24 protein-coding genes are annotated in these 24,369 nt (G+C 40.8%); 16 read left to right on the top strand and 8 right to left on the bottom strand.

Annotated features, from left to right (window positions below):
- Window positions 1–11 precede the first annotated feature (11 nt).
- On the bottom strand, window positions 12–1,220 hold the full coding sequence (locus tag FZC40_RS13530) for a pyridoxal phosphate-dependent aminotransferase (protein WP_148605241.1): 1,209 nt from the start codon (window positions 1,218–1,220) through the stop codon (window positions 12–14).
- Window positions 1,221–1,386: 166 nt separating this feature from the next.
- On the opposite strand from FZC40_RS13530, the gene FZC40_RS13525 reads away from it, so the two are divergent.
- The 16 genes from FZC40_RS13525 (at window position 1,387) to FZC40_RS13450 (ending at window position 17,108) form a co-directional block, all read left to right on the top strand.
- On the top strand, window positions 1,387–2,031 hold the full coding sequence (locus FZC40_RS13525) for a pentapeptide repeat-containing protein (RefSeq protein ID WP_186843780.1): 645 nt from the start codon (window positions 1,387–1,389) through the stop codon (window positions 2,029–2,031).
- A gap of 26 nt (window positions 2,032–2,057) precedes the next feature.
- Window positions 2,058–2,957, top strand: a complete 900-nt coding sequence (locus tag FZC40_RS13520) for an SPL family radical SAM protein (protein ID WP_148605236.1) — start codon at window positions 2,058–2,060, stop codon at window positions 2,955–2,957.
- 119 nt (window positions 2,958–3,076) lie between these two features.
- Window positions 3,077–3,289 carry a helix-turn-helix transcriptional regulator gene (locus FZC40_RS13515; RefSeq protein ID WP_148605234.1) on the top strand — a complete coding sequence of 71 codons (213 nt, stop codon included), beginning with the start codon at window positions 3,077–3,079 and terminating at the stop codon, window positions 3,287–3,289.
- The gene (locus FZC40_RS13510) at window positions 3,276–3,758 is read left to right on the top strand and encodes a DUF6773 family protein (RefSeq protein WP_148605232.1); all 483 of its coding nucleotides are present in this window, start codon (window positions 3,276–3,278) and stop codon (window positions 3,756–3,758) included. The genes FZC40_RS13515 and FZC40_RS13510 overlap by 14 nt, the downstream gene beginning before the upstream one ends.
- Window positions 3,759–4,013: 255 nt before the next feature.
- Window positions 4,014–4,655 (top strand): Fe-only nitrogenase accessory AnfO family protein, encoded by a 642-nt coding sequence (locus FZC40_RS13505; protein ID WP_148605229.1) that lies wholly within the window; start codon window positions 4,014–4,016, stop codon window positions 4,653–4,655.
- Between the two features lie 9 nt (window positions 4,656–4,664).
- Entirely contained in the window at window positions 4,665–5,615 is a 951-nt protein-coding gene (locus tag FZC40_RS13500) for a hypothetical protein (protein WP_148605227.1), read from the top strand.
- A 571-nt stretch (window positions 5,616–6,186) separates the two neighbouring features.
- Window positions 6,187–7,008, top strand: coding sequence for a nitrogenase iron protein (gene nifH, locus FZC40_RS13495; protein WP_148605226.1), 822 nt, complete (start codon window positions 6,187–6,189; stop codon window positions 7,006–7,008).
- 31 nt (window positions 7,009–7,039) lie between these two features.
- Window positions 7,040–7,366 (top strand): P-II family nitrogen regulator, encoded by a 327-nt coding sequence (locus FZC40_RS13490; RefSeq protein WP_148605224.1) that lies wholly within the window; start codon window positions 7,040–7,042, stop codon window positions 7,364–7,366.
- 15 nt (window positions 7,367–7,381) lie between these two features.
- Entirely contained in the window at window positions 7,382–7,765 is a 384-nt protein-coding gene (locus FZC40_RS13485; protein ID WP_148605221.1) for a P-II family nitrogen regulator, read from the top strand.
- 15 nt (window positions 7,766–7,780) lie between these two features.
- Window positions 7,781–9,370 carry a nitrogenase molybdenum-iron protein alpha chain gene (nifD, locus tag FZC40_RS13480; RefSeq protein ID WP_148605219.1) on the top strand — a complete coding sequence of 530 codons (1,590 nt, stop codon included), beginning with the start codon at window positions 7,781–7,783 and terminating at the stop codon, window positions 9,368–9,370.
- Window positions 9,370–10,734, top strand: a complete 1,365-nt coding sequence (gene nifK, locus FZC40_RS13475; protein WP_148605217.1) for a nitrogenase molybdenum-iron protein subunit beta — start codon at window positions 9,370–9,372, stop codon at window positions 10,732–10,734. The genes nifD and nifK overlap by 1 nt, the downstream gene beginning before the upstream one ends.
- A gap of 48 nt (window positions 10,735–10,782) precedes the next feature.
- The gene (gene nifE, locus FZC40_RS13470; protein WP_148605215.1) at window positions 10,783–12,144 is read left to right on the top strand and encodes a nitrogenase iron-molybdenum cofactor biosynthesis protein NifE; all 1,362 of its coding nucleotides are present in this window, start codon (window positions 10,783–10,785) and stop codon (window positions 12,142–12,144) included.
- Window positions 12,137–14,857, top strand: a complete 2,721-nt coding sequence (gene nifB / locus FZC40_RS13465) for a nitrogenase cofactor biosynthesis protein NifB (protein WP_148605213.1) — start codon at window positions 12,137–12,139, stop codon at window positions 14,855–14,857. Before nifE ends, nifB begins: the two co-directional genes overlap by 8 nt.
- A 1-nt stretch (window position 14,858) precedes the next feature.
- Window positions 14,859–15,167, top strand: a complete 309-nt coding sequence (locus tag FZC40_RS13460; RefSeq protein WP_148567432.1) for a 2Fe-2S ferredoxin — start codon at window positions 14,859–14,861, stop codon at window positions 15,165–15,167.
- 185 nt (window positions 15,168–15,352) lie between these two features.
- Window positions 15,353–16,306 carry a homocitrate synthase/isopropylmalate synthase family protein gene (locus FZC40_RS13455; RefSeq protein WP_148605211.1) on the top strand — a complete coding sequence of 318 codons (954 nt, stop codon included), beginning with the start codon at window positions 15,353–15,355 and terminating at the stop codon, window positions 16,304–16,306.
- Window positions 16,284–17,108, top strand: coding sequence for a beta/alpha barrel domain-containing protein (locus FZC40_RS13450; RefSeq protein ID WP_148605209.1), 825 nt, complete (start codon window positions 16,284–16,286; stop codon window positions 17,106–17,108). Before FZC40_RS13455 ends, FZC40_RS13450 begins: the two co-directional genes overlap by 23 nt.
- Before the next feature lie 106 nt (window positions 17,109–17,214).
- Here the strand turns inward: FZC40_RS13450 and FZC40_RS13445 are convergent, their stop codons facing one another.
- The 7 genes from FZC40_RS13445 to FZC40_RS13415 form a co-directional block, all read right to left on the bottom strand.
- Entirely contained in the window at window positions 17,215–17,883 is a 669-nt protein-coding gene (locus FZC40_RS13445; protein WP_148605207.1) for an L-fuculose-phosphate aldolase, read from the bottom strand.
- 93 nt (window positions 17,884–17,976) lie between these two features.
- Complete coding sequence (locus FZC40_RS13440; RefSeq protein WP_148605205.1) at window positions 17,977–18,252, bottom strand: HPr family phosphocarrier protein; 276 nt, start codon at window positions 18,250–18,252, stop codon at window positions 17,977–17,979.
- Window positions 18,253–18,649: 397 nt separating this feature from the next.
- A complete protein-coding gene (locus tag FZC40_RS13435) occupies window positions 18,650–18,988 on the bottom strand; it encodes a P-II family nitrogen regulator (protein WP_148605203.1) in 339 nt (112 codons plus the stop codon).
- A gap of 72 nt (window positions 18,989–19,060) precedes the next feature.
- Window positions 19,061–20,317, bottom strand: a complete 1,257-nt coding sequence (locus tag FZC40_RS13430) for an ammonium transporter (RefSeq protein ID WP_148605200.1) — start codon at window positions 20,315–20,317, stop codon at window positions 19,061–19,063.
- 600 nt (window positions 20,318–20,917) lie between these two features.
- On the bottom strand, window positions 20,918–21,256 hold the full coding sequence (locus FZC40_RS13425; protein ID WP_148605198.1) for a P-II family nitrogen regulator: 339 nt from the start codon (window positions 21,254–21,256) through the stop codon (window positions 20,918–20,920).
- Window positions 21,257–21,327: 71 nt separating this feature from the next.
- Complete coding sequence (locus tag FZC40_RS13420; RefSeq protein WP_148605273.1) at window positions 21,328–22,584, bottom strand: ammonium transporter; 1,257 nt, start codon at window positions 22,582–22,584, stop codon at window positions 21,328–21,330.
- Window positions 22,585–23,204: 620 nt separating this feature from the next.
- The gene (locus FZC40_RS13415; RefSeq protein WP_148605196.1) at window positions 23,205–24,365 is read right to left on the bottom strand and encodes a S1C family serine protease; all 1,161 of its coding nucleotides are present in this window, start codon (window positions 24,363–24,365) and stop codon (window positions 23,205–23,207) included.
- Window positions 24,366–24,369 lie beyond the last annotated feature (4 nt).

Below are 24,369 nucleotides of genomic sequence, written 5' to 3'. Positions count from 1 at the left end.
TCCTTATTTATTTATTTGCATACTTCTGGAAAAGCCAAACGATAGGCTTCCAATCCGTATTTCAGAATCGTCATTCCCTTGCGCATATCCTCACCATTAAGAACATAAGCGATTCGCACTTCATCGGCGCCATCCTCGGGATTTAAATAAAAATCGTTGGCAGGCGATAGCAGTACCGTTTCTCCCTGATAGTCAAAATCATTGATCATCCACTCAATAAAATGGCTGGCATCTTTTATTGGCAGCTTTGCCATGAAATAAAAGGCGCCCCGGGGTTCTTTGCAGATGACCCCGGAAATTTTTTGTAAAGCCTCATAAACAATCTTTCGCCGTTGGGTATACTCTTTCAAAATGCCATCAAAAAAATGTTCATCCAAATTCAGGAGGGAAATGGCTCCGATCTGATCGACGGTGGATACGGCTAACCGCATCTGACATAATTTTTTTAGCTGCCCCATCAGCACCTTATTCTTTGAGACGATAAAACCGATTCTTGCTCCACAGGCACTGTAGCGTTTGGAAATACTGTCAATCAAAATAAAATTTTGGGACAGTTCCTGGTACTGAGCCGGGCTTAAATAGCCTTGCTTATCATACACAAATTCCCGATAAACCTCGTCGGAAATAAGATACAAATTATGTTTTAAAGCCAATTTCACCATGACTTCAATTTCTTTTTTGGTAAAAACTTTTCCCGTGGGATTTCCCGGATTCGTCATTAAAATCGCTTTAGTTCTCGGGGTAATGGCGGCTTCTATCAAGCTTGCATCCGGTAAGGCAAAGCCATCCTCGGCATAAGTTTTAAATCCCACCAGATTTACATCCGTTGCTGCGGCCATTTCTTTATAAATGCTGTAAAGGGGTTCAGCGGTTAAGATTTCATCACCGGCGTTGCAAATCCCGATAAAGGTAAAAAGCAGTGCCTCGCTTCCGCCGTTAGTGACAAATAAATCATTGATATCATAATCCAGACCCAATCGTTCATAGTAACCGCAGGCCGCTTCCCGAAGCTCAGTGATTCCTTCCGGCGCCTGATAAGACAGTACTTTTTGGTCGATACCATTCACACTATTTAAAAAGCCTTCCGGTGTTTTAATATCCGGCTGGCCAATATTTAAAAAGTAAACTTTCTTCCCTTTCTTCTGGGCTTCATTGACAATGGGATAATATTTGAGAAGGGCTGGTTCCCTCATTTTTTTTATACGCTGCGATGTTTCCATTTTTTCTCCTGTTTTCTAATCTTCACTCTTACTTTAACATAGAAAATTATAAACTTTATTATGTTAAAATGCAAACTTCAACATTTTATTTCGTTGTACAGTTCTAATGAATAATGGTAAAATTAAAGTATTTCCTAATCCATCAACATATCGTGAGAGGTCCTTTATGAAAATATCAAAACCAAATCTAGCTGCTGAGCTAGAATTTACAGACGATTTAATACATCTAATTGAGTGGGCTCAAGAAGAAGAACTGGAAATAGAAGCAAAACATTTTAAAGATCTAGCCATGGTAGAAATTGATTTTTCCAAGCTGTCCTTCCGGGAATCGCTTTTCGAAAACTGCGAGTTTACACACTGTGATTTTGAAAAAATCGACTGTCGTGACGTGCGCTTTCAGTCCTGCAACCTCTCCAACAGTAACTTTGGCGAGGGATACTTCAACCGCTGCGAATTCAAATCCTGCAAACTGATTGGCGTCGATTTTTACCAGGCCCAGCTACAGAACATTCGATTGACTGACTGCAATTTGCAGTATGGAAATTTCGGCAAAGCCAAACTGAAGGGGATCGAAATTTCTGAATGCGACCTCAGTGATACCACCATTAGCGAGTGCAAACTGACCCAAATTGACCTTGATCGCGTCAATTTTTGTGGCGCCAGCTTTTTCAAAACCCCGCTAAAAGGCTTGGACTTTACCACCAGCCAGATCGATGGGCTGATTGTCTCCATTGAAGCCTTAAGTGGTGCCGTTGTCTCCACTTATCAGGCTGCCGAGCTGGCCAAATTATTAGGTCTGATTGTGCAATAATATAATAAAAGAAGAAGGGTGACGCGATGGAAACCATTCCCGCTAAAAACATGCTGACCCGGACTAAAAATAATTTCTGGTTTGGCACCGATTATAATATGAATATCTACCGGGGCTGCAGTCACGGCTGTATCTATTGTGACAGCCGAAGCGAATGCTATGAAATTGACCATTTTGATCAGGTTCGGGCAAAGGAAAATGCTCTGGCTATACTTGAAGATAATCTACGACGAAAAACCCTAAAAGGGGTTGTGGGCACCGGCGCCATGAGCGATCCTTACAACCCCTTTGAAAAAAAAGAGGCCCTAACCCGTCAGGCTCTGGAACTCATCAAAACACATGGTTTCGGGGTGGCCATTGCCACAAAAAGTCCCCTTGTTACCCGGGATAAAGATCTACTCTCAGCCATTCAAAAACGTTCTCCAGTAATTGTAAAAATCACCATTACCGCTGCTGACGACGCCCTGGCAAAAATAATTGAACCCCGAGCTGCACCCAGCAGCGAGCGTTTTGCTGCCATTAAAGAGCTGTCCCAAAGCGGTATCTTCGCCGGCGTTCTGCTGATGCCTATCCTGCCCTTTATCAATGACACTACTGACAATATTAGAAAAATTGTAGAACTTGCTGCCAAGAGCGGCGCCGATTTTATTTATCCAGCTTTTGGGGTCACCCTTCGGGATCAGCAACGCCTCTACTTTTATGACCAATTGGATAAACATTTTCCCGGCATCAAAAAAGAATACCTGAAACACTTTGGCAATGCCTACAGCTGCGCCAGCCCCAATGCCAAAAGCCTCTGGGCTGTCTTCGCCCGGGAATGCCAGCGGCATGGTCTTCTCTACAAAATGCCGGACATCGTCTCCCGTTATAAGCTGGAACACGGCAGCCAGCAATTATCATTTTTATTTGGCGATATTATTCCCTAATAATAGCAGCAGTCATCGGCCCATACCGGCGAGCTTCTGCTTATTATATATTTCTTTATGTAATATATACTTGATATTTTATCTTGTATATTATACTATATGCACAAAGGAGTGATCAGATGAAAAACTTGAAATTAAAAGTCGCCCGGGCCGAGTATGATATCTCCCAGGACGAGCTGGCCAAACGGGTCGGCGTGACCCGACAGACCATCGGTATGATTGAAGCTGGAAAGTTCAACCCTTCTTTACAATTGTGTATTGCCATCTGTAAAGCTCTGGGAAAAACGTTAAATGATTTATTTTGGGAGGAAAATAGTAATGAAAAAATTTAAAAAAGTAATTGATGAGCGCCAGGAAATGGAAATGTACAAAGTTGAGCATATCTGTTTCTGGATCGTTTTCTGGCTCCTTTTGGGAAGCATCATCATTCAGTCGATATTCTTAAGTGCCCCATTTAGCCAATGGGCTTTTGAATGGTTTATTTTTATGATTTGTTGTGTCGGCAGTTTTATCGGTTATTACCGTAAAGGTCAATGGGATTATTACAGCAAACCCACCACAAAAAACTATTTGATTTTCAGTCTCGTTGGTTCCGGTCTCTTTGCAATTATTTACGCGATCTCCTTGTATATGAAAAATGATTTTCTCAAAAATGATCTGGGCATTCTTTTGCTTCTGACCCTCATCATATTCGCCTTTCTTTTTGCCCTCATCTTTGTTGCCCTTTTAATCTGCGGTACCCTGGTGAAAAAGCGACAAAAAAAACTGGAAGATGAATTCAATGATGATTCTGCCAAATAATGTCTCAAGACTCAGTCCTGACATAATACCAACAACCAGCCCCCTGTTTTTACAGGAGGTTTTCTTTTTGGTAGTCACTTTTTCTTCGACTTCCCTATCCAAAGTCAAACTAATTTCTTTAAACCAATCATTTCTGCAATCGTTTTTCTGCGCGTTTTAATTTTAAATCAGTGCACTTTTTTATTTCTATGCTATACTACAACTAATTTTCACGCGATCCTATTTAAAATTGATTCAATCAAATGAGGTGAAGAAATGAAAGAAAACACCAATGTAATGGCAGTTTTTTGCAACGAGACCAACCGGATTTCCCGTTTTGATGAAATGACCTATTTTGTCTTCTACACAAAAGACGATTCTGTCTGGCGTCAATCTGAACCGGTTCCCTTTCATCCTGACCTGTCCGGCGGATTAACATCAGTCCGGGAGAATATCAACCGAATGCTTGTCTGCTTCAATACCTGCAAGATCATCATTACTAAATCGATAACCGGTATTCCCTACCAGGTATTTGATCAGTCCGGCTTTATTATCTGTGAATCCGAAGATTTTGATCTGGATTTACTGGATGCCATCGATGCTGATCTAATCCGTATTGAAGATGAAGCGAATAATGATGATTCACCGGTATCCAAAACCCCGGTGAAACTGGATGAAACCGGTCACTATTTTCTCGATTTAAACAAAGTACAGAAACGATATCCCGAATTGAGCTCGAAAAAGGTGCTTCTTCCTTTCCTGGAAAACACCACCTTTTATTCCCTGGAAGTGGTATGCAGCCATATTCCTCCTTGGTTTGATAATAAACTAGCGGAAATGGAGCTCACCTACTCCATCCAAAATGAAGATGATTCCGGCAAACATGTGGTCATTACCCATGTCTTATGCAAAGAATAGGAGCTTGAAATGAATAAAGTACAGACCGAAAAATATGGCACTTTAACAGATGTGATCTTTTCCGAAACTTATGACAACGGTGTTTTAAAAGGTTGCGCTTTTGACGAAAAGAACAATATTACCACCCCCATCGGAATTTTAGTGCCAAGTTATGGCCCCGCCAATATCAGAAATCGCGAAGGCCTGTCGCTGGAATTCTTTAAGAGCGGCGAAATAAAAAGCATCGATTTGGAAGCAGCGACGGAGGTCATTACCCCCCTTGGTCTCGTATCGGCAGAGCGGATCAGTTTTTATGAAAACGGCAGTATCCATCGACTGTTTCCACTTAACGGACGCATCAACGGATACTGGACGGAAGAAAATGAATACAGTCTTGCCAAACCCATGGCCTTTGATTTACCCATCGGTTCTTTTTCTGCCAAAGCAGTCAGTTTATGTTTTTATGAAAGCGGCGCTTTAAAAAGCTTAACCTTATGGCCTCAGGAGATCATCGAAATTGCCAGTCCGGATGGTTTAGTAAAAGTACGCTACGGTTTTTCACTTTATGAAAATGGTACTTTAAAAAGCTTTGAACCGGCTCTACCGGAACCCATATCCACACCGGTTGGGGTCATTATCGCCTATAACTGTAAGGCCCATGGCATCAATAGCGATGAGAACTCGGTGACCTATGATCCTCATGGTCAATTAAGATCACTGCTCACCTCAAACAGCGGCCTCCTGATTTCAACCGCAGCGGAAAAAAATTTGATTCAGCCACAGATGAAACCAGGCGAAATTGATCCGGAGATTATGATACCCGAACCCATGTCCATCATTTTTCACAAAGACAAACTCGAAATCATTCATGATGACATTATCGTTGTCGATCTTAACCTGAGTGAAGTCCGATCAATTTTAGTTCACGACCCTACGGAGAAAGCCTGCGGCAATTGTTCAGAGTGCTCACATTGCGGTTAATCTTTCTCTCTATTAAGAATTATTTAAGCAATCACAAGAATTATTTAAGCAATCAAATGTTCTGTTTTAATACAAAGCACTTATTGATTTTGTGAAATTGATTTCATCCAGTGTGATAGTCGTAATATCATCGTTGAAAATAAAATACAGTCACTGTTAAATTACCAAACCCGTTACAAAAAATTGACTGTATTTTCATCGTTAATAAAATATGAAAAGGGTTTACATTCAATACCGCTTGACTTTTCTATGCAATCCGTGGATAATTAGCTCATAGAAACAATGACAAACGGATTTATTACTTAGACGATGAAGTCTCGATCGGATACTATGATGTATCTAATCGAGACTTCTTTATTTTCTGGTTATAACGATCCGACTTAGACAAAGAAGTCTTAGTTAACCGCAATTTGTGTGGCTGATTAAGACTTCTTTTGTTTAGACCAAACTTATACCCCCAAGACGAAGAGGTCTTAGCTAACTACAAATTGATGTAGTTACCTGAGACCTCTTCTCATTTTATTTTGTTTGGAAATACATTGAATTCTAAAATTTATTTGGAGGAAAGATTATGAGACAAATCGCAATTTACGGTAAAGGTGGTATTGGTAAGTCTACCACAACTCAGAACTTAACTGCCGGACTTGGTCTAATGGGAAAGAAAATTTTAGTTGTTGGCTGTGATCCAAAGGCAGATTCAACACGATTGTTACTGGGTGGTCTGGCACAAAAAACAGTTCTCGATACGCTTCGTGAAGAAGGTGAAGAAATTGAACTGGATGCCATTCTAAAACCAGGATTTCGTGACATCATGTGTGTTGAATCCGGTGGACCAGAACCAGGGGTTGGATGTGCAGGACGTGGTATTATCACCGCTATCGGGATGCTTGAACAATTAGGTGCTTATACCCCCGATCTTGATTATGTTTTTTATGATGTCCTTGGTGATGTTGTCTGTGGTGGTTTTGCAATGCCAATGCGTGAAGGTAAAGCTCAGGAAATCTATATTGTTGCTTCCGGTGAAATGATGGCTTTATATGCTGCCAACAATATTGCCAAAGGTGTTAAAAAATATGCAACCACCGGCGGTATACGTTTAGGCGGAATTATTTGCAACAGTCGTAATGTGGATGGTGAAAAAGAACTGGTTCAAGCTTTTGCTGAAGAACTTGGCAGTCAGATGATCTATTTTGTTCCTCGTGACAACATGGTCCAACGGGCTGAAATTAATAAAAAGACCGTTTTAGAATTTGATGATACTGCCGGTCAAGCTCAGGAATACCGTAATTTAGCTACTGCCATCAATAACAATAAAATGTTTGTCATTCCAAAACCGATGAAACAAGATCGATTGGAAGAAATCCTGATGGAACATGGACTAATGGATATTTAATTAAATTTTAAACGTGAAAGGAAATATGAATATGTTAATGGTACGCGCAATTGTAAGACCTGAAAAAACTGGCATTGTTTTATCCGAATTACTATCCGGGGGATTTTCAGCTGTTACTAAATTAGATGTTTATGGCCGTGGAAAACAAAAGGGAATCAAAGTTGGCGATGTTTATTATGATGAACTTCCAAAAGTGATGCTTCTTTTAATAGTTAACGACGAAGATAAAGATGATGTGATCAGAATTGTCTTAAGAAATGCAAAAACAGGTAATGAAGGTGCTTTTGGAGACGGTCGTATTTTCATTTCTCCTGTAGAGGAAGCTTACACAATCAGTACTGGAAAATCTGGCCTGTAAAAGGAGGAATTAGATATGAAAGAAGTTATGGCTATTATTCGACAGAATAAAGTTAACCCAACTAAAGAAGCCCTGGTAAAAGAAGGCTTTCCTGCTTTTACCTGTTTGAAGGTTCTCGGTAGAGGAAAGAAAAGCGTTGATTTCTCGATCATTCAAGACATTGTCGAATCTGGAGAAATGCCAATTTCAAACATTGGCGAAGCTTTGACTGAACCATCCCGTTTAATTTCAAAGCGATTTTTTACATTAATTGTTGAAGATGAAGATGTGGACAAGGTTGTTTCCATTTTAATTGACAGCAATTCCACCGGTAACCCAGGCGATGGAAAAATTTTCATCCTCCCGATAGAGGACTCCATTCGTGTACGTAGCGGCGAGAAAAATGCTGATGCATTTTAGAAAGAGGTGAGTTTATTGGATTCAAGAGAAAAAATACTCGATAAATATAGTTCAAAAGTTTATAAAAACAGAAAAGAACATGTCATTACAATTGAAGAAGGGGAACCTAATGTCATTCAGGCTGATACAAGAGCCATACCTGGAATTATGACAAATCGCGGCTGCTGTTATGCTGGATGTAAAGGGGTTGTTCTCTCTCCCCTTAAAGATGTTGCAATCATTACCCACGGTCCAATTGGCTGCGGTTACTACACCTGGGGAACAAGAAGACATAAAGCAAAAGGCGACGAAAATACGCAGTCCTTTGGTGAATATTGTTTCTCAACTGATATGCAGGAAACAGATATCGTGTTCGGCGGAGAAAAAAAATTAAAAAAAGCCATTAAAGAAGTGGTTGAAATTTTCAAACCTAATTGTATCATGATTTGCTCAACTTGCCCAGTCGGTCTTATCGGTGATGATATTCATGCTGTCGCGGCTGAAGCTGAAGAATTATACGGCATCAAGATATTAGCTTTTAGTTGCGAAGGTTATAAAGGCGTCAGCCAGTCCGGCGGCCATCATATTGCCAACAATGGTTTAATGCGGTCTGTCATTGGCACCGGAGATGCCGAACCGATGAAGTATTCCGTTAACCTTTTAGGTGAATATAACATCGGCGGTGACGGCTGGGAAACCGAACGTGTTTTAAAACGAATCGGATATAACGTGGTTTCAGTTATGACTGGTGACGGCAGTTATGCTGAATTGAAAAATGCCCATACTGCCGATCTTAATTTGGTGCAATGTCATCGATCTATTAATTACATTGCCGAAATGATGAAAACCAAGTATGGCATCGATTGGATAAAAGTTAATTTTATTGGACTTGATGGTATTAAAAAATCGCTTCGGGACATGGCACTGTTCTTCAATGATCCTGATTTAATAGCCAGAACTGAAGCAGTCATCGCCGACGAAGAAGAAGAAATTGCCGAAGGCATGGCTCATTATAAGACCAGACTGGAAGGAAAAACGGCTGCAATTTATGTCGGCGGATCACGAACACATCACTATATTAATCTCTTAAAAACACTTGGTGTGGAAGTCGTTTTGGCAGGCTATGAATTTGGCCATCGGGATGATTATGAAGGCCGAGATGTTCTCCCTTCCATAAAACGCGATGCTGATTCTAAAAACGTTGAAAGCATCACCGTCGAAAAAGATCCTGAAAACTTTAAATCAATTCTTACTCCCGAACGTCTTGAAGAACTTAACAATGCCGGCGTTCACCTTGAAGAATACAATGGCTTGTGGTCAGATATCAATGATAATACGGTTGTTACCGATGACTACAATCATTTTGAAACGGAGGAATTCTTGAAGCTGTTAAAACCGGATATTTTCTTCTCGGGAATTAAGGACAAGTTCCTCATTCAAAAATCTGGTGTTCCCTCACGACAATTGCATTCTTATGATTATGCCGGTCCGTATGCCGGGTTCAGAGGTGCCTTGAATTTCGCCAAAGATATAACGATGGCCATTTATACACCGGCCTGGAACTTAGTTGAAGCACCATGGAAAAATACGCCCACATTAGAAGGCAGCTTAGGAGGTACAGAATAATGTTAGATTTAACCCCGAAAGAACAATCGGAAAGATCCGCCCTACGAATCAATCCGATTAAAACATGTCAACCAGTTGGAGCAATGTATGCTGCCCTGGGTGTTCATGCCTGTATGCCGCATAGCCATGGTTCCCAAGGATGCTGTTCATTTCATCGAATGTTTTTAACAAGGCATTTTAAAGATCCGGCTATTGCATCTTCCAGTTCGTTTACCGAAGGCGCTTCCGTTTTCGGCGGCGGCGCCAACTTGAAAACAGCGATTAAAAACATTTTTGACATTTACGATCCAGAAATCATTGCTGTTCATACCACCTGTCTTAGCGAAACCATTGGTGATGACCTGGTCGGTTATATCAATGATGCTAAAATTCCTGAAGGCAAAATTGTCGTTCATACCAATACGCCAAGCTATGTTGGTTCACATATTACTGGTTATTATAACATGATCACCGGATTTATTAAATACCTGGCTGAAGCAACTGGCGAAAAAAATAACAAACTTGCGCTCTTCCCTGGTTTTGTCAATCCTGGCGACATGCGGGAAATGAAACGTCTGATGACAATCATGGGGGTTGAGTATATCATGCTTCCTGACACCAGCGGCGTGATGGATGCCCCAATGACCGGGAGCTACAACATGTATCCCAAAGGCGGTACCACCGTTTCCGACATCAAAGACCTGGGCAACTGCGAATTGACTTTAGCACTTGGTGAACTGACTTCTGAATTTCCAGCGAATTTTCTGGAAAAGAAATGCAAAGTCCCTTATAAAACACTTCCGCTGCCCATCGGCGTTGAAAATACGGATGCGTTCGTGATGGCCCTGAATCATTTTTCTAAAAATGAAGTCCCTTATGAAATAGAAGAAGAACGTGGTCAATTAATGGATATTTTACTTGATTCACATCAGTATACTTATAATAAATCAGTCGCCATTTACGGCGATCCTGATACTGTCCTCGGGATGGCTGAAATTACGATGGAAATGGGGATGATCCCAAAATACCTGGTAACTGGCACCCCCGGCAAAATCTTTGAGGAAAAGGCTAAAATACTTTTTGATAAATTCGGCATTGAAGGCTGTGTTGCAAAATCAGCCGCTGATTTATTTGAGCTTCATCAATGGATTAAAAACGATTCCGTTGATTTACTCATTGGTGGCACCCACGGTAAATACGTTGCCCGAGCTGAAGATATTCCGCTTGTTCGTGTCGGTTTTCCAATCATCGACCGTTATGTCCATTCATACCTGCCCATCGTCGGCTACAAAGGCGCTATCCGCTTGGCTGAATTAATTCTAAATGCACTCATGGATCGACAGGATCGTGATTGCGAAGATGAAGATATGGAAATGGTTATGTAGTAAAAATGGGGAGGCTTTCCTCCCCGTTATTTAAAAGGAGGCTGTAACATGAAAAATGAACATGCTATTTTACCAGAAAGAACCCAATCCATTCGTTTTTCGGAATGCAGCGGAGACGGTAGCGGTATTAAGTGCGAATCCGAAAGCGTATCAGGAGCAGTCAGCCAACGGGCATGTGTCTTTTGCGGTGCCAGAGTTGTCTTAAACCCTATAACCGACGCATTCCATATCGTTCACGGTCCCATCGGATGTGCCAGTTATACCTGGGATATCAGAGGGAGCCTCTCCAGCGGTGAGGATGGATATCGGAATAGTTACTCCACTGATCTGAGAGAAAAAGATGTTATCTTTGGCGGCGAAAAAAAGCTGGCTGCAGCCATTGATGAGGTCATGGCCATCCATTCACCCAAAGTTATCTTTATCTATGCCACCTGCATTGTTGGTATCATCGGTGATGACATCGATGCAATCTGCCGAAATGCTGAAGAAAAATATGGGATACGGGTGATACCCGTTAAATCTCCAGGTTTCTCAGGAACCAAAAAAACCGGCTATAAAATGGCCTGTAATGCGATTATGAATTTAATCACCCCCGTGGAACTGCCTGAAAAGACAGTCGGCGTCAATATTCTGGGTGACTTCAACCTGGCCGGGGAAATGTGGATTATTAAAAACTATCTGCGAAAAATCGGTGTCACGGTCGTTGCCAATATTACCGGCGATGCCCAAGTCGACGATTTGAAAAATGCACCTACCGCTCAATTGAACTTGGTTCAATGTGCCGGCTCGATGACCTATTTGGCCAAACAAATGGAAGAGGTCTTTGACATTCCCTTTATCAAAGTTAGCTTTTTCGGTGTCCTTGATACCTCCGAATCTCTTTTGCGGATTGCCTATGCAGTGGGAAATACCGACACCATCCAGAAAGCAAAAGCCTTTATTGAAGAAGAAAAAAACAGAGTGACACCTCTTTTAAATAAATACAAAAAAAATCTTGAAGGAAAAAAAGCAGCCATCTATGTTGGTGGCGGTTTTAAAGCAATATCCCTGATCCGGCAGTTTAGCGAATTCGGCATGAAAACTGTGATGGTGGGCACGCAAACGGGAAGTAAAGAAGATTACGAAATGATCCAACATCTCGTTGATGATGATGCCATCATTCTGGACGATGCCAACCCTGCGGAACTGGAATCATTTATGAAAAAAATGGGTGCCGATATTTTAGTAGGCGGTGTGAAAGAGCGACCCCTTGCTTACAAACTAGGCATCGCCTTCTGTGATCATAATCATGAACGGAAGCGCCCATTAGCTGGCTACGAAGGCACCCTTAATTTCGCATCTGAAATCAATCTTTCCATGAACAGTCCTGTCTGGGAAACCATATCCCAAGGAGGTATGAAATATGTCTAAAAATTTAGTCAACTTAAATGTTAATCCATGTAAAATGTGCATGCCCATGGGAACAGCAAATGCCTTCTATGGTATTCAGAAGTGTATGAGTATTCTCCACGGTTCCCAGGGATGCAGCACCTATATCCGCCGCCACATGGCCACTCATTATAACGAACCGGTGGATATTGCCTCCTCTTCCCTAACCGAAGAGGGCACCGTCTACGGTGGTGAAAAGAATCTCATCATCGGACTTGAAAATCTGATTAAACTGTATGAGCCTGAAGTCATTGGTGTCTCCACAACTTGTCTCGCTGAAACCATTGGAGAAGATATTGAATACATTGTCAATAAATTTTATGAATCTCACCCGGACACCAACGTTAAAATTATCCCGGTTAAATCGGCAGGATACAGTGGCACACAATTTGAAGGCTTTATCCGGGCGCTGCGATCGATTGTTTCCCATGTGGACATGGATTCCACTAAAAACGATAAGATCAATATTATCACCTCGATGATTTCACCAGCGGACACCCGGTATCTTAAAGACCTTCTTGATCAGTTCGGGATTGATTATATCCTGTTACCGGACCTTTCGGAAAATCTGGACGGCGTCCATCAAAGCAGTTACAATCGGCTGCCAATGAACGGCACCCCGATCTCCGAAATCCAGAAAATGGCCGGTGCCAAACTTACCATTGAGCTGTCCGACACGATTAAACCGGAAGAATCGCCCGGGTTCTACCTCAACGAAAACTACGGTGTCCCTTACAAACGTTTGAATTTACCCATGGGCCTTCGCGACACTGATGCTTTAATGGATCTTTTATCCGATATTTCTAAAAAACCCATTCCCGAAAAAATCGAAAATGAAAGAGGACGTTACCTTGATGGCATGGTCGATTCCCATAAATATAATGCGGAAGGCCGGATTGCCATTTTCGGAGAACCAGACTTTGTGGTATCCGTTGTCCGACTCTGTTGTGAAAATGGTGTCATGCCGGTTATAGCCGCCACCGGTTCAAACTGTCCCGAATTAAAAGCGAAAATCGAAAAAGAAATCCAAAAATTAGCAGAAATCTTTTTCATCGATGATTATGTCATTTTAAATGATGTGGATTTTGAAACCATCGAAGAAGAAGCGCTTCGATTAGGTGCCAATATCATGATTGGCAATTCTGATGGCCGACGCATTGAAGAAAAACACCACATTCCACTGATCAGATGTGCTTTTCCCATTCATGATCAAGTTGGCGGCCAACGAATTCGGACCCTGGGCTATGAAGGATCGCAGATGCTACTGGACCAAATCACCAATACGATTTTAAAAACTGTGGAAGGTGGATTCAGAGAAGAGCTTTATAATACTTACTATAATGAAGGACCCAAATATAAATATGGGCTGGAAAAAAAGTCAACTGAAACCTTAAGTGTGCTGGAAAAGTCATATCCTCCAAAAACGCCAACAAAACCAATCATGACGATTGCGGAAAAAACTGCCAGTCATCCCTGCTACAGCTGTGGTGCTGCTCATGAAAACGCCAGGATGCACCTCCCCATCGCTCCCAAATGCAATATCCAGTGTAATTATTGTGTTCGTAAATTTGACTGCCCCAATGAAAGCCGCCCGGGCGTAACGACTGAAATTCTTTCTCCGGAAGCAGCCTTCGAAAAATACAAACTGGTTAAAGAAAAAGTTCCAAATCTTACCGTAGTGGGGATTGCCGGTCCCGGCGATGCTTTGGCAAACTTTGAAGAAACAAAAAAAGCACTGACCTTGATTCATGATTATGACCCAAATGTGACCTTTTGTGTATCCACTAATGGGTTAATGCTTCCCTACCACGCAAAAGATCTGATTAGGCTCAATGTTTCCCATGTCACCGTGACTGTCAATGCCGTCGATCCCGTCATCGGGGCCAAAATCTATAAGCATGTTGATTTCATGGGCCACCGCTACCATGGGGAGGCTGCTGCATCCCTCCTGCTGGCCAATCAGCTTGCCGGCATTAAACTACTCATTGATGAAGGCATCATTGTGAAAATCAACACTGTGACTCTGATGGGTATCAACGATGCTCATATTGAAGAAGTAGTAAAAGCCATGAAGGATCTGGGCTGTTTCATCTCCAACATCATGCCTTTGATTCCTGTTAAAAGCAGTGCCTTTGAAAATCTCACCATTGCGACAAATCAGGAAATCAATGCGATCCGTGATAAATGCGGACTGCATCTGAAGCAAATGTATCACTGCAAGCAATGCCGGGCTGATGCCATTGGCAAATTGGACAGCGATGTTTCCCTGGATTTTAGGTCCAAAACTGAGCCGGTGAAAGAACCCGTCTTTACCAGCCCGAAAAGACTCCGTTTTGCAGCGGTTTCCAAGGGCGGTATGCTTGTGGATCAACATTTTGGACTGGCTACCGATTTATATATTTACGACTATCTGGATAATGAGGTGCAGTTCAAAGAAAAACGCGTCATTAACCAATACTGTCTCGGCGTCGAAGAATGCGATGAAAAAGAAGATAAGTTCACCCGGATTTTGAATCAACTGCATGACTGCGACGGAGTCATCGCCATGCGTATCGGAGATGCTCCAACTCGGCGCTTGGAAAAGAAAGGGATCAAAATCTTTTCAACCTATGACCGCATTGAAGAAGCGGTGAAAAAAGCCGCTCAAGAATTAATTGAAGCTCAAAATTTATTGAATGTATCAGGAGGAATTTGACATGGTTAATCCCAAACACCATATTTTCATCTGCACCAGTTGCCGGATCAACGGCACTCAGAAAGGTTTTTGCTTTCAACAGGATTCAGTAAAGGTCCTGCAGACCTTTCTTGAAGAAATTGACGACCGGGAATTATCCGGAGACGTGATGATAAACAATACCGGCTGCTTTGGTATTTGCGAAAAAGGCCCCATTGTGGTCGTTTATCCAGAAGGAGTCTGGTATGGAAATGTGACCGTGAATGATGTTGAACGAATTATGGATGAGCACATTGAAGGTGGCCAGGTCGTAGAAGATCTTTTAATTTAACAAGTTATCTTCCAAACTACCGTACGATCAATTGCTAATTTGTTGCTTGTAGACAGAATGAACCGACTATCTCCGGTTCGTTCTGTTTCACACAACACAATGTTACAATTTTCGTTATTGCTTCACTTTTTTATTACCCTGAAAAATGATTTCATTGATACTATTACTGAAAGCGAGGTACAAAAATGGTTACCATTATTGATCGAACACTGACAACACTCGATACGGATCGGATTGACACTCAGGATCTCAACCATTTTTGTACCCTTCTTTTCACCTGCGGGGTCACAAAAATTGAATTGCCTTATGCGTTGGCCTCCCGTCTGAAGCCATTGTTTATTACTGAAGACGCTGGCAAACGGATTGATACCGATACCTGCTTTCTGAAACAAAATGATGATCACCGTCAAATGCCGATCTGGAAACTCGAGTCCAATGAATTTGTGGAAAAAGCCATCCTCCCGAGTCAAATAAAAAACCTTCGAAATAAAAAAATAAGAATCGTGGGTTGGGAGGATTTAATCACTCGGGACTACTTCACCATTTTTCAGGAACTTTTGAGCAACAGTGCTGACACTCTGGATTTATGTCCAAGTAATAAAATGCATTGCGCCACAGCCATCGCTCTTGAATGGATCCTGGCCGGCGGCACCAGTGTCAGCTGTGCTTTTGCCAACTATCATGACTTTCCCCGATTAGAGGAAGTATTGATGGGTCTCAAATTACGGGATCCTTCTTCGTTTAAAGGCGATTTATCTGTTCTTAGGCAGCTTAAAGTTCTTTATGAAAAAATAACCAGCCTTCCAATTTCAAAAACGAAAGCCATCATCGGTGAAGATATCTTCAAGGTGGAATCCGGCATTCATGTGGACGGTGTTATAAAAAACCCAGCCACCTATGAGCCGTTTAACCCGAAAACCGTCGGCAGTCAACGAGAAATTGTCCTGGGGAAACACTCCGGTCAGCAAAGTGTTCTCTATAAATTACGAGAACAGAATTTATCTGAAACCGCTGCTAAGTCCATACTCAAGCAAATAAAAGAGGGCTGCACCCAATTAGGACGCAATGTTTCCGATTTGGAATTACAGTCCCTTGTCAGAGAGGTGAAAAACGACTATGGAACAAAAATATATTGTTGATACTACCTTGAGAGACGGCGAACAGAGTCCCGGCGTTGCCTTTACTTTGAAAGAAAAAGTTACTATTGCCAAAGCTTTGGATGCAATGGGTATTCAGCGGATTGAGGCCGGCACACCGGCTATGGGCAAGGAAGAATGTCTCGCCTTCGAAAAAATTAAGGCGGTTTGTCAAAACGCCAAAATCATTGGCTGGAATCGCATGAATTTAAGTGATATCCAAAGCTCCATCAATTGCGGAGCGGATATCATCCATGTTTGCGTCCCTTCTTCTGATCTGCTAATCCGCGAAAAGCTCCGAAAAAGCCGAACTGAAGTATTGGAAAAACTGGAAGAATGTGCCGACTCCATTCATTCCGCTCACAAAGAACTGACCATCGGCCTGGAAGACGCCTCCCGGGCCGACTGGGATTTCATTACCCTGCTTATTGATACGGCCATACGACTCGGCGCCACCACCCTTCGTTTCTCAGACACAGTCGGCATTATGACTCCCAGCATTTGCAAAAACTACATCAGCAATATTTCGTCCAATATTGACATTGAAGTTCACATGCATAACGATTTGGGGATGGCGGTTGCAAACTCCATTCAAGGGCTTCGGTCTGGAGCAAAATACGTTGATTCCACCCTCTTTGGCATTGGCGAACGGGCCGGCAACTGCAATCTTGAGCATCTGCTTATTGCCACTATTGGGCAAATGGATTTTGGCATCTGCCTGGATGAGCTCCAATGGCGGCAGGAAAGATTAAGGCCTATCATTTTTAAAACTCATCCCAATAATATCTATCGCTTAAGCATCTGATATTACACCTTTATTGGTCAAATTTCATTCCTATCATGTGGGCATCTTTTTGTCGAGCAGGCTCAGCCTGTTCGATCTTGTTGCACATTCAACAATTATAAATTTTCTACTGATGTAAATCTTCTTTTGCGGCGTGTTGTCCATAGGAATTGTTGAATACTTGAATGTTCTTCTTCATTTCTTCTTCATCCAGAATGACCGGTTTTCCAATCGCCCTTGCCTTTACATACACTTCTGCACAATATTCAATCTGTTCTGCAATATTAAAAGCGTTCAGAACATCTTTTCCCCCGGTTAACAAGCCATGGTTTGCCATCAAAACGGCGTAACGATCACTCATCGCCGCAAACGTAAAATTAGCCAATTCCAGCGTTCCAAAAGATGCATATTCAGCACACTGCACATCTAATCCCGCATAAGCAACCAGGTAGCTGGATGCTGGAAGTGGCTGTCTCAAGGTAGCCAGGACAGTGGCATAAACCGAATGGGTATGGACCACTGCATCAATATCATCCCGTTTTACATAGAAAATTCGATGTAACGCATATTCACTGGAAGGCTTTCTTTTTCCCTCAACGATCTTTCCGTCAAGATCCATGACAACAATATCTTCCGGTTCTGTTTCAAAATAATCAATGCCACTGGGGCTGATGGCAATGAGTTTCTGTTCCCGATTATAAATACTGATATTTCCACCAGTTCCCTTGGTTAATCCTGACGTAATCATTTTTCGGCAATAGTCAACAATCTCTTCCCGCTCTCTTTGTAAAATCATTTATTTCTCCCTTTGATAATAATTTTCTCAATATTTAAAAAATACCCTGCATAATGCAGGGTATCAAGTGTAACCGATAAATTCAAGGAGTTGTCATACTTCTCCAAATCCACTTTTGATAAGTGCTATCAATGTTTCTACTGCATTCATCTCATCCTCTCCTTCAGCTACAATTTCAATGTCTGTTCCCTGAGCCAAACACATCGCCATAATGTTAATCATCGATTTTCCATTGCCCTCCTGGGGATCGCCGCCTAATTTTCTGACCGTGATTACGGATCTGAATTGAGATGCTGTTTTGTTAAACTCAGCTGCCGGTCTTGCATGCAAGCCAGTTGGATTAATAATCGTTACTTTTTTAGAACGCATAATTCACACCATTATAATGAATTTCTCATTCCTTTCCTTTTTCTTCCGGCCGGGATGAAAGTTAAATTCATCTCCGACTTCCGCATACGTGTTCATTTACCTGATCATTCATTGATTCTGAATTCTATTTTGCAATCGCCCTTTACACTTTATTTGTTCCCATTTATTTTCAGAATAAACACCTTCGCAAATGATTTCAAGCGTAAACAGCATCTTAATGATAAATATTTTCAGAAAATTTGTTATTATTTTTATTCATTATATTGTATTTAATAATAATGTCAATTCTTTTATCGGAATATTTTTTTTATTCAGAATTATAAAAGCTCAATGTATTTGCTTCAGCAAATACATTGAGCTTGATTGAGAAAAACTAAAAAGAAGATTTTTTCAACATTTAAACAGCGCCTTCGCCTCTTTCACCGGTTCTTATTCGAATACAGTCTTCGACTGATTTAATAAATATTTTTCCATCACCGATTTCTCCGGTTCGTACTGTATCAATAATAAGTTTAACAGTATCTTCTACTTTATCGTCAGTTACAACAATCTTGATTTCTATTTTGGGAAGCATATTCATCATGACTTCTGAGCCTCTGTTATGGGCTACCCAGCCATGCTGATTGCCACACCCCAAAATCTGCCGAACATTCATGCCTTTTATTTGAGCTTTCAGGAATGCATCCTTTAGGGGTTCTAGTTTTTCTGGACGTATAATCGCTTCGATTAATTTCATATCATTTTCCTTTCCTGAATCATTTAAAATTAAAATATACTGCTATACTTCAATACTTTAATTTCTAAAATTCTATTGGTCAATTCCTGAAAATGCAGGATAAGCCGATTCACTGTGTTCACTGATATCCAGACCAAGAGCTTCTTCTTCTGGAGATACGCGAATTGCCATAACCTTCTTAAGTACTAACATAATTATTCCGGTCATCACTGCAGAATAGACCACTGAAATACAAACTGCCATAATTTGTGCTACAAATAGTTTTGTGTCTCCGAAAAATAAACCATTCCATTGAGCAACTGGATTGATGGAAGATTGGGCAAAGAGTCCAGTAGCAATACCGCCCCATATTCCGCCAATACCATGACATCCAAAAGCATCCAAAGCATCATCATATCCAAATTTTTGTTTAACTTTTGTTATAAAGAAGAAACAAATCGGGCTAACCAGAGCACCTATTACTAAAGCTGCTCCAAACGGTACATAACCTGAACCTGGAGTGATCGCAACCAAACCAATAATTGCACCTGTCATTGCACCCATAAGAGTAACTTTTTTATAAAGAATTGATTCAATCAGCATCCAACTTAACATCGCAGCCGATGATGCAATCACAGTATTTCCAACTGCTTGAACAGCTAATCCATTGGCTGCCAAAGCAGACCCGCCATTGAATGCAAACCAGCCTACCCATAAAATTAAGCCGCCGGTGAAAAACATTGGAATGTTATGTGGATGGTAAGCTTGTATTCCAAACCCTTTTCTAGAGCCAAGAATAATACAGGCTACCAGACCGGATACACCAGAGCTAATATGAATAACATTACCACCGGCAAAATCGACTGCTCCCAATCCAGCTATAAATCCACCTACACCCCAAACCATATGAGCCAGTGGGTAATAGACAAGAATCAGCCAAACAGCTACAAAAATAAATATTGCTTTAAATTTCATTCTTCCTGATAAAGCTCCAACAAGAATCGCCGGTGTAATAATACAGAACATCAATTGAAAAATTGCAAACAATGCGGCGGGGATACTAGTGGAATATGGACCAGCATCAGTAGCACTGACGCCATTGAAAAATGCATTACTTAAATTTCCAATTACTCCAAGTCCCCCGGCATCTTCACCAAATGACATTGAATAACCAAAGGCAAACCACATAACAGTAGCCAACCCACAGCAAAATAAAACAGACATTAATGTATTGATTGCATTTTTTCTGCGAACCATTCCAGCATAGAACAATCCAAGACCTGGAGTCATAAAGAATACAAGCATTGAACTAATGAGAACAAATGCAACATCACCAGAATTAATCATGATAAATCCCTCTTTTCTTAATTATTTCGATCAGATTTTCTGATCATTTTTATATAAAACAAGATGTTTGACCAAACAAATATCTTATCTCAAATAACCAATTGAATTGCTGATTCTTTTTTTTATTTCCCTTTTTTCCTTTCTTTATTCATTTCTAAAAAAAGATGATAACAGTCATGGCTATTATCGTCATTGATAAATGAATTGAACTACTTACTATTTTATTTTTTTGCAAAAAAAATCAGGGATAACAGGTAAAACCTGTTATCCCCATTGATAAATTTGTTTGTTCTTATTCTTTTTTTGAATAAAAAGGCGATAACAGGAAAAACCTGTTATCGCCTTTGATAAATAACTTAGTACTAAGAATCATGCTTTAACAAAACTATCGCCATCGATACTCTTTGAACAATTTCTTAAGATGTTTTTGATTATAACATCCTAAAACGGCTCTGTCAATACAGATTTTTAACTTTTTTTGTAATAGCAGCTATGAAAACGATTTTCTTTTTTTTTCCTATGGTTCAAATAAGAAAAAAGGATTTGCGCAACAACTGTTCGTCCGCAAAGCCTCTTTATAAATTCAGAATAAATAATCGGCATTTAAAGAGCCTGATCGCCTCTTTCACCGGTTCTTATGCGAATACATTCTTCAACTGGTTTAACAAAAATCTTTCCATCACCAATTTCACCGGTTCGTACTGTATCAATGATGAGTTTAACCGTATCTTCCACTTTATCATCAGCGACAACAATTTTAACTTCTATTTTGGGAAGCATATTCATCATGACGGATGATCCTCTGTTATGAGCGATCCAGCCATGCTGATTGCCACACCCCAAAATCTGGCGAACATTCATTCCTTTTATTTGAACTTTCAGAAATGCATCCTTTAATGGTTCCAATTTTTCCGGACGAATGATTGCTTCGATTAATTTCATATTATTTTCCTTTCCTGACTCATTAAAAATTAAAATACTTTCCTAATAACTATATTCTAATCGATAATGCGCTATTGGTCAATTCCAGAAAATGCCGGATAAGCCGATTCACTGTGTTCACTGATATCCAGACCGAGTGCTTCTTCTTCTGGCGATACTCGAATCGTCATCACCTTTTTGAGTATTAGCATGATTGCTCCTGTCATGACCGCCGAATAAATCACTGAAATACCTAATGCCATCATCTGGGCATTAAACAATTTTGTATCTCCGAAAAACAAACCATTCCACTGAGCAACCGGATTAATGGCCGTTTGAGCAAATAAGCCAGTCGCAATGACTCCCCATATTCCACTAATGCCGTGACATCCAAAAGCATCCAATGCATCATCATAGGCAAATTTTTCTTTGACTTTTGACAAAAAGAAGAAGCAAATCGGACTGACAATTCCGCCAATGAACAAAGCAGCCTCAAATGGGACAAAACCGGCACCAGGTGTAATAGCAACCAACCCGACAATTGACCCGGTAATGGCCCCCATAACCGTGACTTTTTTGTAAAGAACCGTTTCAATCAGCATCCAGCTTAACATGGCGGCAGCCGAAGCAATCATTGTATTGACAATTGCCTGGACGGCCAATTCATTAGCTCCCAAAGCAGACCCGCCATTAAATGCAAACCAACCGACCCATAGAATTCCTCCGCCAATAACGAATAAAGGAATATTATGGGGATGATAGGATTGAATTCCGTAACCTTTTCGGGTACCGAGAATAATACAGGCTACCAGACCTGAAATTCCTGAGCTGATTTCAATAACGTATCCACCGGCAAAATCCACCGCACCGAGACCAGCAATCAGACCGCCATGACTCCAAACCATATGAGCCATGGGATAGTAGACGAGAATCAGCCATGCAGTTACAAAAACAAACAATGCTGAGAATTTCATTCTTCCGGACAATGAACCGACAACAATGGCCGGTGTAACAATACAAAAAACGAGCTGAAATACGGCGTACAGTGCGCCAGGTATGGTGCTGGCATAGGGACCGGGTTCTGTAGCACTGACACCATGAAAAAATACATTGCTTAAATTTCCGATCACACCGAATCCTCCAGCATCTGGACCGAATGATAAGGAATAACCAAAGACAAACCACATAACCGTAGCCAGACCACAGCAAAACATAACCGACATGATCGTATTGATGGCATTTTTTCTGCGAACCATTCCAGCATAGAACAGTCCGAGACCTGGCGTCATAAAGAACACAAGCATTGAACATATAGCAATAAATGCAATATCCCCAGAATTAAACATAATAATTTCCTCTTCTCTAATTTCTTTTTGGCAAATAATGCAAACGTTTTTTACCCTTCGCATCAACCTTCATTAATGAATAACCAGCAGTTATGGACATTATATTTATCAATCGTATGACAATTTCATTTTTTTTAACAGCTCCCCCTTTCTTTTTTTAACCATCTAATTGTTTCACTATTAACTAAAAAAAGGCAATAACAAGCAAGACTATTCACGCCTAGTCTTGACTGTTATCGCCTTTGATAAATGAATCCAATTATTATTTTTGCAAAAAAAAACGGGTGATAACAGGAAAACCCGTTATTACCTTTACAAACTTCTCAAATTTAATCGCAAACTCGATGAATATCTTCATTGATATTTACCGAACGATTTTTCAAATATTATTTATTATAGCATCAATAGCCTCATCTATCAATATAAAATTCACTATTGTTTTAGATCATCTTATTTTTTTCATACCATCTTCTTTGCGTTAAAATGATTGCCGTCTAGACTGCTTCTCCTCATTGATAAATTCGTTTAACCGCTTTTTTTGAATAACAAAAAAGTGATAACAGGATTTCCTGTTATCACCATGAGTGAACTTCGTAGGTCTTAAAATCATGTTTCAACAGATTTTATTCTCCTGCCGAAACTGTCACATTGGTTGTTAGTGTTTGACCATTTCGTTGATAGGTCACCGAAACTTTATCTCCAGCGTTTTTAGCATACAAAATTTCCTTCATTTTTAACATGGTATTTGTTTCTGTTCCGTCGATATCCAAAATAATGTCACCAACTGCCAATCCCGCATTAGCGGCACCGCCACCTGATTGTACCGATGCAATATAAATACCTTTTGAAAAATTAACCGCACTATCTGATAAATAGTAATTTGCAATTGCACGATCATATCCGGTAATTCCCATGACTGTTGAATTGAATTTTCCCGTCGCAACGATTTCGTTGAGAATTGGCTTAAGAATGTTAATTGGAATTGCAAATCCCATTCCTTCACCGGTTGTCAGCTTGTAGGAATTAATACCAATTACCGCTCCATCTTTATTAACAAGAGGACCGCCGCTATTTCCTGAATTAATAGAAGCATCTGTTTGAATCAAATCTTCAGCAATACCATTATCCAAAGGAATACTGCGATTGAGCGCAGAAACAATCCCAGAAGTAACGGTACGCTCAAAATTCAGTCCCATCGGATTTCCAACCGCCACGGCTAATGCTCCGACCACTACATTATCGGAGTCTCCCAGCTGAAGTGTTGGCAAACCTTTGGCATCAATTTTAATAATTGCCAGATCAAGAGTCGAATCAGACCAAATTAGCTTACCGTCATACGTATTCCCATCGGCCAATGATACCTTCATCGATGAGACACTATTTGAAGCAACATGCTGATTGGTTGCGATATAACCATCGCTTGTTAGAATAAATCCTGAACCAACGCCAGTCTCTTCTTGTGTTTGACCAAAAGTAGTCTTGGCTGTCTCGGTGGTTTCAATCCCAACAACTGACGGCGGCACAACCTGAGCAATCGCTTCTACAACCGTATCGGCACTGCCTTGATTAACAATAACTTCTTTCGTTCCACCCTGAACAACGGTATTGCCACTAAAATAATTAATTCCTAAGAATACTCCACCAACAATCAAACCGCCAATTACCGCTCCAATCAGACCAATCAATAAGGGTAAAAATTTCAGGGGGAAGTGTTTCTTTTCTTTGTTCAGATCAACTTTCTCAAGATCAGCTTTCTCAAGATCAGCTTTTAGATCATCATTCATTGGT

The organism is Acetobacterium tundrae (assembly GCF_008086615.1).
Lineage (GTDB): Bacteria > Bacillota > Clostridia > Eubacteriales > Eubacteriaceae > Acetobacterium > Acetobacterium tundrae.
The sequence above is the reverse complement of the archived record's forward strand: the minus strand, read 5'-3'. Positions and strand labels throughout refer to the sequence as shown.